The organism is Legionella parisiensis, assembly GCF_001467945.1.
GTDB lineage: Bacteria > Pseudomonadota > Gammaproteobacteria > Legionellales > Legionellaceae > Legionella > Legionella parisiensis.
On the sequence record NZ_LNYQ01000013.1, the window covers coordinates 2,635,871 to 2,649,693 of the forward strand.

A 13,823-nucleotide genomic window follows, 5' to 3' on the forward strand; every position below is an offset into this window, starting at 1 on the left:
CTTCTAAAGTAATTTGTAATCTCTTGGCGGCGGATGCAGCACCAATTGGATTGTGATCGAAATCGGCGAAAAACTCTCGATCCTTAGTAGCAGTGGGAGGGGTGCGCAATATTGGTATTTCAGGACAATTATTATTTATTGCTTGAAGCTCTTTTGCATACGCGACATCAAGATACTTTCGTAATATTAGGCTATCCTTTGTTTCCCAATACCCACCACCGACTGCATAGGAAAAAAGTAGTGATTCAATATTTCCAAAGCGACGAGCAAAAGCGTTTAATTTTTTCTCGATGATCTGGGCTTCATTAGTGCATTCTATTTGATTTCTTTCGACTATTGGAAAGCTTACTTGTTTTGTTAGAAACATGTTACGAATGAATACTGAAAAATTTGCTGGGAATGATGTATGTGCAGGTTTTATAATCCAGCCTTCATTTATTCCATAACAGGGAAACCATGTTCCTTTGCTTGCTGAGTTTGTTCCTGAAGAGCAATAAAAATAAGGTGCTTTCTCTAAAGATACTGCAGCAATGTTCCTTTCAACTCTTTCATTTCCTTCAATACTCACATATGAAAAAACGTTACCTTTTTCTAATGCTTTTGATTGCATAATTGTTATCCTCTACATTTTGTTAGCTTCAAAAGGTCAAATATTGTCCTTGTGGTATTTTAATTGAACATTAGTTATTGTCCTATTAATTCATCTACGTAAATCATGCAGTTTGATACGAGTTATCTGATTTCAACAGGATTTAGTTAACATTTAAGAGAATGAGTCTTAGGTTTTATGTAGGTAGGAAGAATGCTAGCGTAGCTTGTTTGCTTCCAAAAAATGAGAGACGCACCTTACCTGAAAGGAACAGAGACAACTTGGTAAGATACTTACCTAGATTGATCTAAGCAGCCAACTCAGTCACTAAGTTAAAAAAATTAGGGAACGTATTGGTGCGGATGTTTTGTGATGCGTGCATCTGACGTACTACGACAATATTTTTTTCAGGGATAATAACCAGGTATTGGCCCAGATATCCTTCAGCAAAATACATCGTTGGTCGCATTTTTACCCACCAAAGCAAACCACACATATAATTGATTCCATTGTCTAAGCGGTTTGAGAGTGGTTCAGGATTCATTGATAAGCTAATCCATTCTTTGCTGATAATTCGTTTGTCGTTCCAAATGCCTTTATTAAGTATTAACTCACCAATTTTAAGCAAATCTTCCGCTCTAATTTGCAGTCCTGCCATACCATGTGGATTGCCAGCGGAGTCTTTCATCCAAGCAAAATCAGTAATTCCTAAGGGGTTAAACAATGTTATTTCGATAAAGTGATCCATCGACAAACCTGATATTTTTTTAAATATGCCAGCTAATAAATTGATTGCCTTGTTATTATAGAAAAACACTTCTCCAGGATGGTTACTGAGTTCTGCAGCTAATGCCAGTTGTACAAAATCTGGAGAGGCATAAATCTCTTGAGTTGTTGGGTCAGCCTGAATACCGGAAGTATGCGATAGTAATTGCTGAACTGTGATGAATTTCTTTGCTCCCTGCCTCCATTCTGGGTAAAACCGAAAAATCGGATCATCCAATGAAATCAGTTGCGCATCATATAACATCCCAATGCCCAAGCTAACGATTGACTTGGTAACAGACATGGCCTCAATGGAGCCTACGTGCGGTCTTGAAAAGTACGCTCCTAGAATTTTACCATTTTGCGCAACAATTGCAGCATCAGATTGAGATGATTTAGCCCCACCAATAATATCGACTATGATTTTTTTAGTGTTTTCATCAAGGTGCTCAAGGGAATAGAATTCATTAGATCTATAATCAAAAGACATATTATAAGACATACAACGACACATCAAAGTTACAGCATTGTTTATATAATAGATTATTTTTTGAACATTTTCATAATTTGATGGATTTTTTTGATCTTTTTTGACTCATATCATAAGTTTTTTAAATGAGCCCAGCATATGCCCAGTGCTTGTAGTGAGCGGCTTGCAACAGGATACCTCGTGAGTAGAGAGCAAAAAGAACATTCAAATTCCCTTCGGGTTGACCACAAGAAAGCTCAAAGTGTCTTGTAATTATAATAACAAAATGAGTGCCACTGAGTTTCTTATGATTTCAAATCAAGACTTTATAGGTGGCTCTGGACTCTATGATGACACAACAAGAAAAGAAGATTTTAATAAAAATTAAAAGTATGGGCGCTTGAGAATAAGATTTATTATTAATGATATTTCTCCTAGTCCAAAATAACCAAATATTTATAAGCAAATGGCATTAGCTTTATCTGTTCGAATTAAGGTAATTAGCACCGTTTGCAAGCAAACAGGCTACCCTCCAGAGTTTATATAGCGAACGCAGCTTGTTTGCAAGTATATTGCTTGTCTCGCTAAACAGATCTTTTTTTGCGATTTTCACATCATATTTGCTTAAGATTGATACAACTATAATAAAAACGGTAAATCTTAAGGGAAGGAAAATAATGAAAAGAAAACTAGAATCAGATGGTAAGTCGAGGTTTTTTAAAAAATTAAAAACATCAGATGAATCGAATCAGACTTTGGTTCATAAATTAATTCTTGCTGCTTCTTCTTATGCTGGAAAGCTAAAGCATATTTCAAGTAGTGGGTATTATGTATCCTATTCATTTTTATATACCGCGGCAAATGATTTTGTCTTGAATTTTTGTGACAGCATTGGTGATATACCAGGCCCCATTAAGCAGGCAGTATCAGAAAAATTTACCGCATCAAAAAATAAAATGGTACCGACTGAGCAGGCGAATTGTGACGATCAACCTCATTTAAGCTGTTGGGAATTTTGTTTTTTAGCTCTTAAGGATATCGGATTGGTATCAGAAAAACAGCTTGATGATCTCTGTTATATTGTTTACAAGATTAATGAAAAAAGCCCGACTAAAGAAATCGAAATAACGCTAGCACATGCTCTTTTTAATGCGCCCTTAGAAAACTATAGAAAATTTTCTAAAGATTCTTTGCCTGCACCAGGCGATTTTTTACTTTTCCAGAAAAACCATGCATCACGTCCTTATCATTGCTCCATTTGCATTGACAAAGAAGGAGGATTCATAGGGCTGAATGATGATGAATGTGTTAAACAAGGAAATGTTACAAAGTATAGCACGCTGCAGGAGGATTGTACCTGGGATCCGGAAGAAGATGATGAAATGTGGGCTCCTGAAAGCGTGTATTATGTCCCAGTCAGTGAAATTGCTCGAAACATTCAACATTTTATTGAAACGTATCAAAATATTATCGCACTGAAAAAGACTGAGCCCCGAAAAACCGAAGAGAAGTTACTAGAAGAGCTTGGGGAAACCCAATACGAGCAGTTGGTATCGGATATACGGATATACAGTGGTGTGATTCCATGATTTTATGAATCCATAGATCATTATCCGTAGCCTGTTTGCTTACAAAAAGGGTTGCTTCGTGACTCCTCCACATTCATTCATATGCATTCTTATCCATCTTTTTATCCAATTGGATTATCCCTCTTCACTAAGATGTATGGAGGTCAGCCTAAAGTATATACCGGATCGATCTCATGAGGTCATAGATTTCATTTCAAGCTAAAAAACAACCTGAAAAAGTAACGTTTTTGACTGATCCTGACGAGATTAAAAAGAGATGCCTATACGCTCATCGGGTCTTAAGGTAAGGATTTCATGCCCATTATCAGTTACTAAAATGGTATGCTCCCATTGTGCAGATAATTTATGATCCTTTGTGACAACAGTCCATCCATCACCTAATGTCTTGATTTCCTTACTACCTATATTAATCATCGGTTCAATGGTAAAGGTCATGCCGGCTTGCAATTGTAAACCGGTATTCGGTTTGCCAAAATGCATTACATCGGGCTTTTCCCACATTGTTTTACCAATGCCATGCCCCCCAAATTCACGCACAACAGAATACCGATTGCTCTCGGCATGTTCTTGGATGATGTTTCCTATATCCCCGAGTCGAACTCCCGGACGCACAAGTTCAATTGCTTTATAAAGGCATTCTTGAGTGACTTCTACTAGTTTTTTGGCAAAAGGTTTTACATTGCCAATGAGAAACATTTTACTTGTATCACCGATATACCCATCTTTTTGAACTGTAACGTCAATATTAATAATGTCACCATTCTTAAGTATTTTACTAGAAGGTATTCCATGACATACAACATGATTAATTGAGGTACAAATGCAAGCCGGAAATCCATAGTGATTTAATGTTGAGGGAATTGCTTTTAAATCTTCAATGATATATCTACGACATATTCGCTCAAGCTCAATAGTGCTTGTACCCGCAACAACATGAGGCTCTATCATTTGGAGTACCGATGCAGCCAGATTTCCAGCGATGCGCATTTTTTGTATTTCTTCAGGCGTCTTCACTAACATCGTGTATTTCCCCTAATGATGCTTGATTAACTAAAATCTTGAGAATTTCGGGATAAGTAATAGAAGGATTTTCTTCTGCTAATTTTCCTATTCTCATCCAATATTCAGCTTGTGAATTTATTGATCGGCTCATGGCTCTAGCCATTAATTTAGTAGCTTCATGTAATTCATTGGAAATTTTTACAATACCCACATAGTTCTCCTAAAAAATTGGATGATATAATATATTGATATATATTGCTACATTATATATTTGAAATATAGCTTTTGATGTTATGGAAATATTATTTGTATCAAATTACTTTGTATTAAAAGAAGAAATTGATATGTACTACGCCGTATTATTTGCAATGGAAACTTTGCCATTACTCTTTACACTCGATGAGTCTGATCAAAGACGTAATGGATAAGTATTGAAGACGAACAAGTATGAAAGGGCAGAGGAATGTTTGGCTCATTGTTAGAAGGTCACGTTTTCCGGCGAGTCACCTCGGTTGCGTCCTCTAAAAGTCTATTTATTGCCCACTGCAGTTAACAAGAGCACATGTTTCGCAGTTTCTCGAGTTTTAAGAATATCGCGTAATTCATCATCATAAAATGCGCCTACCGAGCAAGCTCCTAATCCACGTGCCTGAGCAGCGAGATAGGTTGTTTCTCCGCCTATACCAGACTCTAAATTGGCGTACCGGTAATCTCTCTCTCCGTGTAGCAGTCCTATCCGGCTGAGATCAACGCTCCAGGCAATAACAAAGGCCGCTCGTTCCAGAAGCTCTTGAGAAAGTCCTGCTTGATATATTTTTTTTGAGAAATTACCCTCTCTGATCTTTTCTAAAGCGGCTTTTTCAGGAATATACCGGTAGACACCTTGAGCTAAATCTTTTACCCGAGAAACTATTACGAATAGTTCAACGCGACTGCCACCTTCAACATTATATGGATTTCCAAGAGGTGCAAAGGACTGGCGAATTATACCTGCAAAATCGTCGATACTTATCTCTTGATTAGAAAACTGACGAAATGAGCGGCGATTTTTAATAATAGTAAAAGTATCTTCGTCCGCTGCTGAACCAAGTGGTAATTGAATAAGCGCATCTGTAGCGGGAGTATCATCCTGATATTTTGTTACGTCAATTTTGGGAGTTTTCATTGATCCTTTTTTCCATTGTACAGAGGTTAGTTTATAGGAAAGACGGGTCAGTTCGATATCTTGAATCTCCTTCGGTAGGGCTGCTGAGGTGAATTGGGGGATTGTTACTCGTTCACTGAGCTTATTTTTTCCAAGCACCACCATGGATAAAACGCCCTCATTTTGTAGTGATAGACTCAGGACTGTTTTCATTTTTTCATCATCAAAAAAGGATGTACTTACATAAGGGAGTTGTATTGAAAAGGCTGCAACTCCAAGATTAGCCAAAATATGTCCGGCATCGGGCAATATGTAGCGAAAAGAACGCTCCCCATATTTCCAAATAGTACGGTCAAAATTGGCCGTGATAATAATAATGGCTGAGGCATTTTTTTGTATATCAGGATAAGGACTTGCCAGGGAAAGAGAGTGAAGTGATTGCTGGTTGCCGATTTGCGTCAGGTTGTGATTCGCTGGGTGGTAATAATAAATACCGGGCTTAAGTCCCTTCACATTGATGGCAGCAACGTATAAATCATTTGGATATAGTGCTCCTGCTGATGCAGCGGCGCGCAGCAGCAAATACCCTCCAGGATAGTTTAGTCTAGCTGTTACCCCATTTGTATAATAAAGAAGATTCGATAAATTTTGTAAATTCAGAGAAGTTACTGAGTTTGATTGTACTTGGGATAAGCTTTGGCTAAGGGAAGTACCTGAACGTTTACCAGGTGTTGGCAAAGCAGCCACTGGATAATTGGGATAATTTTTAAATTCGTTCGGCTTATCAATATTAAACCTGAGGCCAAAGACAGCACTCCGGGTGAGATCTCCTTGATGGTGTATATAGCTAATGGCATCTACTTTCTTCTCTCCGGTGCTAAACCAGATTCGCTGGCCAATCGATATTTCCGGTTTTTTTTCAATAAGGGGCGTTGTTGCTGGGCTAATAAATTCATAGACGATCAGCGTTATCGCAGAATAAGCGATTATCATTATGATAATTAGAAAGATTTTTTTTACTCTTGGCTTCCATTGGGTGTGTGTTTCATCAAGCAGGGCAGCAGGGCTATTTTTTTTGAGCCAATTACAAACCAGGGGAAGTTGAAACCAAAGATGGACAGAAACTAAAAATAGCAAGCAATAACCAAATAAATAATGTAAATCAAAGGCGGGTAAGTCCATGCGTGCAACCCAGAATAGCCCCAGCCCGGCAGTAATGAGTAAATAAAAAATTAAATAGATGGCCGAGATCATATTTATGTCTCTTCTTTTCATTGGTTTCCCTGTAACAGCGCGTACAAATAAATAGATAATCATCAAAGTAATAGGGAGAGAAAACCAAAAGAATTTTTCCATAATATCTATGAGCTCCGAAATTTAACGACAAGAATAACTTTGCCTCATGTATTTATACTTCATTAAGAGGTAGCTGTCATTGTGAATGTAGTGAAGTATGCCGGCATAAATAGAGCGCGCAGGGCTGCGTGGTTCTGGTTCTTAGGACTCTCGTTATTAGGCAGCGACAGGTCAGCTTGCCAACGGGGTAAAAGTTGCGGATTTTCTGCTCCTATGGAGTATATGCTTCGCAAAAGCTCCATGGAGCCATAACTTTTTCTTAATGTTCAATAATTAAACTCCATCAAGTGATTTTTTTATCACTAAATCAACAGAAAAGCAGTACATGAATATAAAAGATGGAGTCGTAAAATGTCCCAGATAACCGGTCGTGATATTTACTCAATTATTGAATGGCAAACTATTTTGCATTCTTCAAATCCTGATAAAGAGAATAAAATTATAAGTGAACTAACGGATGCAATAACTAAATACCATCAATTGGAAAAGAAAAAAGCAGATAATATCATTCTCCGAAAAGAAGCGTTATCTCACATAGAAAAACTGTGTGAGCTCTATGTTGCAGAACGTGGGGACGCTATAGGTAAAAAAACACCAGGGGTACATAAAAAATTAGAAGACGGTATTGATGCCTGGATTGTGTCATTACAAAAAAAGTCGAGTCATAAGTTAGATTACCTTGGCAAACTAGAATCATTTTTGGCTACTGCTAAGTCGCATCATATTAATCGTAATGAAATGATTGAACATTTAAAAGTGCGTAACAAATCGAATACACCATCGCGGTTAAAATTATTCAGCGGGACATATCTCGAAAAAATTGATCCAGTTCATCGGCAATTTGAATTTAATATGAATAAATTACCTAATAAAAAGTCCGGAATAAATTCTGCATTTTTAGATTGGATAAAAAGCGAAGACCCTACTCCATTTTTTCTATGGCTAGAAAATCATGAGATACTGACTCAAAATCGCCTTTCTAAGGAAAAGCAAGAAATTAATTTGATTGATTATAATTTGGAGGATGCGCATATTGCGACATTTAAAAACATTGATGGCCAAAATTACATTGTTTCAAAGCCCAAAAATAGTGATGAAGAATCTGAGAAATTAAATTCAAGACAAATGAAAAATTATAGTTTTAAAATGGGTACGGCATATGGGTCAGTAGCATTTGTATGGTGCAGGGATAATGAAAATCAGTTTCTTACCTATCCACATCAAACGGGCAAATTCCATCATTCTTCATTGAGTGCAGGTAAAAGTGTACGATGTGCAGGGATGTGGGCAGTAAACAATGGGGTTATTACTCACATAAGCAATAGCAGTGGACATTACAGACCAAGTTCGCTTTCATTTTATTTGTTAATAAAATTTTTAGAAAGTAAGCAAGTGATTAATGATAATACGAAGGTGGCTGATTTGCGCAAACCGGATGAAGTTGTCAATCCTAACCAACCCTTTGGATCCACAAAAAGCCTATATATTTCACGAAGAGAATATCTTGATTGGGCTGAGCAATTACCAGAAATACAGGAATACTTACAAACAGCAAATACAAATGACAACACATCATACGAGAGATGCACTCTCTTTTAAATCAATCTTCAAGCATTCTGAATGAGACTAAAATAGCGGCCTTTATATCGAACAAAGAATGGTAATCGCCGCTCACTCCAGATAGCTCTTTCATGCATTGGCTGATTACCGCAAAGGCTCCAAATTATTGAGCTGCAAAGTAATGGATTTTGTTCAAACAGCACTAAAAGGCCAATAAATCATTTTTCGAACTTATTGATTGATGTCTCATTACCTAATAATACCTTTTAAAATTGAAGCTTGTAATTCGGTAACTTCATAATCTAAATTATCTGAACTATAGAGTGTCTTCGCTAAAACCTGATGCATTTTAAGTGATGGAGTGGAGAAAAATGTTCTGTTTTTTATAAAATCGTCAGCTTCGATAATCCTAAACTTTAATGTTGGTTCCAGCTCACTTACCTTTGTTAAATCTGTTTTGGCGATTGGACCAAGTAAAATATGCGATACGCTACAAGAGTTTGTAAAAGCTTGGTTATCACCATTTTTATCATAACCCAACCATGATTTATACTTTAAATCATCTCTTCCAAGACGTGTTTTATATAAATTAAACTCAGGATTTTCTTTATAAGAAATTAAAATGTGCATTCATCACCTAACCTAAAAACCATTAAAATTAATTCTAAAAAATAACTAAACACAGCTAGTATAGGCTGTTTACTTGCAAACAGGAGGTCTTTCCAAACCGTTGGCATGTCATTTATATATTCATGAGGCCAATTTTAACTATTTTATCATTAATATCAATAATATATGAAAATATTCTCTTAATATCTTATGCCCGTAATATGGAGTTTGTACTTTGCGTGTATGCCCCATTTTTAATGATACTTTTTTTAAAATATAATGATTTCTATTCAGGTCAAAAACTCGCTTATTTGATGCGATTTTTGATTTCCATTATTTTGTCAGGCCCTGGATGCTTGACCGCTGGTGACTATGCCACCGCTTCAACAAGTAAGGTGAAGAAGCTGTCGCAATGAGCGTGTGATTAAGCAACGGTATCAATTATCTTTCTAGAACGAGTACTTAGTGAAAATCATATTGGGACACGATAAACTACTAAAAAAACGCCTGTCATCCCTGGCGTTAATGTTCGCAAAAAAGATGTTGAATAAAAAGGAAGCGAGCATTCATTGTTCTACATGAGGAAACGGAGTTTTTATGGCTGAAAATAGCAAGGAGTATCCTTCTCTTTTTGAAGCCTTCGTGGTTTGGGTGAAAATTGCTGTTTACAGTTTTGGCGGCCCCGCAAATCAAATTGCTGTGATGCATAAATTGATTGTGGAAGAAAAAAAATGGATAGGGGAACAACGGTTTTTACATGCTTTAAATTATTGCATGTTGTTACCAGGCCCCGAAGCCCAACAACTTGCAATTTACCTAGGGTGGTTATTACATCGATATTGGGGAGGTATTATTGCCGGTTCTTTATTTGTTCTTCCTGGATTTATTACCATCCTTCCCTTAAGCATTATTTATGCGAAATACCACTCTTTCGATTTTATTAAAATATTATTTTACGGAATAAAACCCGCTGTTATTGTCATTGTGTTAGAAGCATTATTGCGCATTGGCCAAAAAGCATTAAACATACCTATCAGTTATACGATTGCTCTAGTCGTTTTTATAGGAATATTTTTCTTTAACATTCCATTCCCGATTATTGTCTTTAGTGCTGCAATATTTGGTTATTTTTCTGGTAAATATTGGAAAGGTTTGCTAACTGAAAAGGAAAAAGATAATGAGTCTGATGAAAAAGATCTTGTAGCTTGTAATCAATACATCACTTATCGTTCTACCTGGAAAACTATTCTGACGACTATCATATGGTTAATGATTTGGTTTATTCCTGTTGTATTGATAATAATAATATTTGGCCTAAATAGCGTGTTTTCCCAACAAGGGCTTTTTTTCAGCAAGACTGCGATCATTAGCATTGGTGGTGCTTATGCGGTACTCGCTTATATTGCACAACAAGCAGTACAAAATTATGCGTGGTTACAACCTGGAGAAATGCTTGATGGGCTTGGTTTAGCTGAAACAAAACCTGGGCCTTTAATTCAGGTGGTGCAGTTCGTGGCTTTTCTGGGCGCATATCGTCATCCTGGAACTATGGATCCCTTATACGCTGGCATTTTAGGATCAATTATTACAACCTGGGTTACGTTTGTCCCTTCATTTCTCTGGATTTTTACCGGCGCACCTTATATTGAAAAGTTACGTAAAATTTCTGCACTTCATTCAGCGATGAAGGCAATCACTGCATCAGTTGTTGGGGTGATACTCAACTTATCGATTTGGTTTGCTCTACATACCTTATTCCAAAAAGTTAATGAACGCTATTATTCAATTGTGCGATTGTATCTACCGGATTGGCATACCTTTGATTTAGGTGCTGCGGTGATTATGACGTATGCTGCGATCATCGTTTTTCGTTATAAAGCAGGTTTATTCACCGTTCTGGGTAGCTGTGTTTTATTTGGATTTTTGATTAAAGGAATATCAGCACTATAGTAACATGAAGTGCTGGTATTCATGCAATTGCAGTAGTATATGCTGCAAAACAATTAGGTATCAATGCGAGTTGATATTCCAAAAATTGATCATTCTCGCATTGCTCATTCTGTTTTTAGTACTACATTTTGAGAGGAGATATTTTCATGATGTACTATGATCATGGGCTAGTGTACGGAAAAAATATTCTAGAAGTTTTAAAACCTAGTGCTTTTTGGTATTTTATTAGTTAATTCATAATGTATATTAATGTTAATTGGCTACAGCATTAAAACTGTAGCTCTTTGTTGAAATACTGGCATACAGGTCAAGATAGCAGTTAGAGTGCTATAATTTCAACCATTAACCACAGTCATAAAAACGGGATTATGTATACTGATACTATTTGCTAGTCTTTATGTCCAGGACAGTCTGGTCTCATAGAGGATTCTTTTTGAGAATTACGTTTATTGCTCATTGATTGTGATTCCCTAGAAATCTTTCCTGAACCTGTAGGACCAGAGATGAATGTTGATTTTTTACCCAATTTATTTGATTTAACTTTTTTCATGATTAAACCTCCTTGTTATCTTTAAAAGGCTTAATGTATAAATATATATACTATAGCCCACTTTATAATAGCGCTTAGAACAATTCTTAGATTAATTAATCCTAAGCCACGTAGGTCCTCGATTAGTATCCGAACTACAATTTATCGCAAATTGATTGTCGCATACTTGAAATATTTTTCGACAATTTGCTGCTAAAATACGCCGTAAAATGTTGAACTCAAGTTCATTAATTCCATACCCCTTTTTCTAAATCACGAGAAGCGTCGTTTACCCAATGATAGTCATGCCCTGAGTTATAGGTACGGCTTATGTTATTCTTTTTAAGTGTTACTTTTCCTTTAAAAATCCCATATTCTGGGGGATCTTCCAGTGTAAGTTCATGTTCGTGAACTTCAAAATCATCTGGATTAACTCCGCATTTTTGACATGCCTTTTTAAAATCGTTCATTTCGTTATCTTTAATTGCTTTATAAGTGTTCATGATAGTATCTCCCTAAAAAATTGCACTCTCCATGTCTATTCAATCAGAAGTCATTAACAGATAAAAAATTAAAATGACTATATTTGGGTATAGCACGAGATTATAAAATATCAATGAATACGTTTATAAATTTACTCTATGAGTATGAGCAGGAAAAGAATGGCTTGAGCTGCAGGGACGCATTATCGATTTTGATGTTTTACTGCTGTTAAATTTTTTGAAGTTACATATTTCGTTGAACTTCTTGAGCAATATGATAAGTATTAGCTATCGCTTAAGCCTGTCTCATTATCTTAGCGACGAGTTTAGATAGTAAGGCGTATAAGCTTTTATGCTCTTGTTTTTTTTGGGTTTTTCATGATCAAATGGTTTATAATTTACAATGATGAAATTGGAAATTTTAACCTATGAATGATGAAACTTTTAAAACTCCCACCTGGCCAAGATTGGCTGATTGGAAGAATGCAAAGCCTAGGATATAAAGGAAATCCTGGGGGTATGTGTTTTGGACTTTGCGAAATGGCAAGGCAAGCAGTGCAATTGGGTTTGAAAGAATATTCTTTATTTCAAGAGCGTCTAAAACAAGTAGCTTTGATACCTACAGAAAATTTCCCTGCAGAAATGGAAAGAATAAAAGCGCAAAGATTAGCTTTGTTTCAAAAAGCAAAACAACAGGCGAGAGAAGAACTAGAGGAAAGACACGGAGGTATCGCCATTGATAAACATATGGTTAATGACCTCGCTAATGAAAAATTGATTAGTTTAATGGATGCTTTACCTCTTCAGGATCGAGCTCGTATAAGTATAGATATGTTTATAGATGGAGTTGAATTATATTTTCACCCCGTCGATTACCCTATGCTATTTCAAAGTCAAGTAAAGCATCAAATTTCGAATGCAGCAGCAATCCTGGTAGAGCCCCATCAATTACAACACAAAAAATTGCAGGGTGAATTACCTTCCCCCCTTGTTTTTACCGGATCATATGCTACAGATGATTTATACTCTTATTTGGCAATACTTCAAAAGCAATTAAAAGATTGCAAAAATCCTATTCCTTTACGCTTAAACTCAGAAAACCACGCGCTTTGTTTGATATTTGTGTCTTGAAACCTAAGAATGTGGGTTATTTTTGCTGTCGGTGTGGCATATCTCGTCCAACGCTAAAAAAACAAGTCAGCGCTTTTTGAGCGTACAATACTCAATCCAGTATCGAATTCGCTGCTTTAAGTGAGATTCATTCTGAGGCGAAACACACTTTTTAAAGATTCTATATGGTAGAGGCTTCCTGGCTTAACTTGTGAGAAAGAAGAGCTTTACCTTCATAAATCTTTACTATATGAGTTTACTTGTTGCATCTACCTACAGATAGAACTTAATAATAAGAGTTTTTAGAGTTGATACAATTTATCAAAGTTACTTCGTCTTTGCGAGAAGTGCAGTGACGAAGCAACCCGGGGTTCGTTCAAGAAATACTTAACTACGCTAATTTTTTTTTCTCACGTGGGTCAAAAGGCAGTTAATTTCAGCCACATAATACTTTGGTTTACTTAGTGTTGAGCACATACCTTCATCTTCAGCGATAAGTTTTAATTTGATATCATCTAACCAACTTTCCAATACTTTGATTTTATCTGAATTAGACAAAACCTTATCCTCCATCACTTCATTTGGATGTTTATAAAATTTTATTGGATTCGCAATTTTATTCTGATTCATAAGGTTTCTCCTCTTATTAAAAGAAACAACATTGAATAA

General features: G+C 36.3%; 12 protein-coding genes and 1 pseudogene. 4 read left to right on the plus strand and 9 right to left on the minus strand.

Annotated elements, in window-relative coordinates:
* Together Lpar_RS17720 and Lpar_RS17725 are read right to left on the minus strand one after the other, a co-directional pair.
* Nucleotides 1–610, minus strand: a pseudogene (locus tag Lpar_RS17720) (hypothetical protein); the annotation flags it as partial.
* Between the two features lie 286 nt (nt 611–896).
* Nucleotides 897–1,856 carry a serine hydrolase domain-containing protein gene (locus Lpar_RS17725; protein ID WP_058519083.1) on the minus strand — a complete coding sequence of 320 codons (960 nt, stop codon included), beginning with the start codon at nt 1,854–1,856 and terminating at the stop codon, nt 897–899.
* 644 nt (nt 1,857–2,500) lie between these two features.
* On the opposite strand from Lpar_RS17725, the gene Lpar_RS17730 reads away from it, so the two are divergent.
* The gene (locus tag Lpar_RS17730) at nt 2,501–3,412 is read left to right on the plus strand and encodes a hypothetical protein (protein ID WP_058519084.1); all 912 of its coding nucleotides are present in this window, start codon (nt 2,501–2,503) and stop codon (nt 3,410–3,412) included.
* Between the two features lie 246 nt (nt 3,413–3,658).
* Here Lpar_RS17730 and map read toward each other — a convergent pair whose 3' ends face one another.
* The 3 genes from map to Lpar_RS17745 all read right to left on the minus strand — a co-directional run bounded on the left by map (nt 3,659) and on the right by Lpar_RS17745 (nt 6,833).
* Nucleotides 3,659–4,432: a type I methionyl aminopeptidase gene (map, locus tag Lpar_RS17735; RefSeq protein ID WP_058519085.1), complete on the minus strand. Its 774-nt coding sequence runs from the start codon at nt 4,430–4,432 to the stop codon at nt 3,659–3,661.
* Nucleotides 4,413–4,625 carry a ParD-like family protein gene (locus Lpar_RS17740; RefSeq protein WP_058519086.1) on the minus strand — a complete coding sequence of 71 codons (213 nt, stop codon included), beginning with the start codon at nt 4,623–4,625 and terminating at the stop codon, nt 4,413–4,415. The genes map and Lpar_RS17740 overlap by 20 nt, the downstream gene beginning before the upstream one ends.
* A gap of 318 nt (nt 4,626–4,943) precedes the next feature.
* The gene (locus Lpar_RS17745; RefSeq protein ID WP_162264353.1) at nt 4,944–6,833 is read right to left on the minus strand and encodes a SagB/ThcOx family dehydrogenase; all 1,890 of its coding nucleotides are present in this window, start codon (nt 6,831–6,833) and stop codon (nt 4,944–4,946) included.
* Between the two features lie 432 nt (nt 6,834–7,265).
* Here Lpar_RS17745 and Lpar_RS17750 point away from each other — a divergent pair, with 432 nt between their 5' ends.
* The gene (locus Lpar_RS17750; RefSeq protein WP_058519088.1) at nt 7,266–8,513 is read left to right on the plus strand and encodes a hypothetical protein; all 1,248 of its coding nucleotides are present in this window, start codon (nt 7,266–7,268) and stop codon (nt 8,511–8,513) included.
* A 210-nt stretch (nt 8,514–8,723) separates the two neighbouring features.
* Here Lpar_RS17750 and Lpar_RS17755 read toward each other — a convergent pair whose 3' ends face one another.
* Nucleotides 8,724–9,104 carry a hypothetical protein gene (locus Lpar_RS17755; RefSeq protein ID WP_058519089.1) on the minus strand — a complete coding sequence of 127 codons (381 nt, stop codon included), beginning with the start codon at nt 9,102–9,104 and terminating at the stop codon, nt 8,724–8,726.
* A 576-nt stretch (nt 9,105–9,680) separates the two neighbouring features.
* On the opposite strand from Lpar_RS17755, the gene chrA reads away from it, so the two are divergent.
* A complete protein-coding gene (chrA, locus tag Lpar_RS17760) occupies nt 9,681–11,033 on the plus strand; it encodes a chromate efflux transporter (protein WP_058519090.1) in 1,353 nt (450 codons plus the stop codon).
* Nucleotides 11,034–11,421: 388 nt separating this feature from the next.
* On the opposite strand, the gene Lpar_RS18980 is transcribed toward chrA, so the two are convergent.
* Both Lpar_RS18980 and Lpar_RS17765 read right to left on the minus strand, forming a co-directional pair.
* A complete protein-coding gene (locus Lpar_RS18980) occupies nt 11,422–11,583 on the minus strand; it encodes a hypothetical protein (RefSeq protein WP_156416219.1) in 162 nt (53 codons plus the stop codon).
* Between the two features lie 227 nt (nt 11,584–11,810).
* A complete protein-coding gene (locus Lpar_RS17765) occupies nt 11,811–12,065 on the minus strand; it encodes a hypothetical protein (RefSeq protein WP_058519091.1) in 255 nt (84 codons plus the stop codon).
* Between the two features lie 411 nt (nt 12,066–12,476).
* Here Lpar_RS17765 and Lpar_RS17770 point away from each other — a divergent pair, with 411 nt between their 5' ends.
* A complete protein-coding gene (locus tag Lpar_RS17770; protein WP_058519092.1) occupies nt 12,477–13,175 on the plus strand; it encodes a hypothetical protein in 699 nt (232 codons plus the stop codon).
* 375 nt (nt 13,176–13,550) lie between these two features.
* Here the strand turns inward: Lpar_RS17770 and Lpar_RS17775 are convergent, their stop codons facing one another.
* Entirely contained in the window at nt 13,551–13,784 is a 234-nt protein-coding gene (locus Lpar_RS17775) for a hypothetical protein (protein ID WP_058519093.1), read from the minus strand.
* Nucleotides 13,785–13,823: the final 39 nt, after the last annotated feature.

Coding starts and splice junctions, on each gene's coding strand:
- Lpar_RS17725 (WP_058519083.1), bottom strand. CDS start 1,856: ATGTCTTATAATATGTCTTTTGATTATAGATCTAATGAATTCTATTCC.
- Lpar_RS17730 (WP_058519084.1), top strand. CDS start 2,501: ATGAAAAGAAAACTAGAATCAGATGGTAAGTCGAGGTTTTTTAAAAAA.
- map (WP_058519085.1), bottom strand. CDS start 4,432: ATGTTAGTGAAGACGCCTGAAGAAATACAAAAAATGCGCATCGCTGGA.
- Lpar_RS17745 (WP_162264353.1), bottom strand. CDS start 6,833: ATGAAAAGAAGAGACATAAATATGATCTCGGCCATCTATTTAATTTTT.
- Lpar_RS17750 (WP_058519088.1), top strand. CDS start 7,266: ATGTCCCAGATAACCGGTCGTGATATTTACTCAATTATTGAATGGCAA.
- Lpar_RS17755 (WP_058519089.1), bottom strand. CDS start 9,104: ATGCACATTTTAATTTCTTATAAAGAAAATCCTGAGTTTAATTTATAT.
- chrA (WP_058519090.1), top strand. CDS start 9,681: ATGGCTGAAAATAGCAAGGAGTATCCTTCTCTTTTTGAAGCCTTCGTG.
- Lpar_RS18980 (WP_156416219.1), bottom strand. CDS start 11,583: ATGAAAAAAGTTAAATCAAATAAATTGGGTAAAAAATCAACATTCATC.
- Lpar_RS17765 (WP_058519091.1), bottom strand. CDS start 12,065: ATGAACACTTATAAAGCAATTAAAGATAACGAAATGAACGATTTTAAA.
- Lpar_RS17770 (WP_058519092.1), top strand. CDS start 12,477: ATGATGAAACTTTTAAAACTCCCACCTGGCCAAGATTGGCTGATTGGA.
- Lpar_RS17775 (WP_058519093.1), bottom strand. CDS start 13,784: ATGAATCAGAATAAAATTGCGAATCCAATAAAATTTTATAAACATCCA.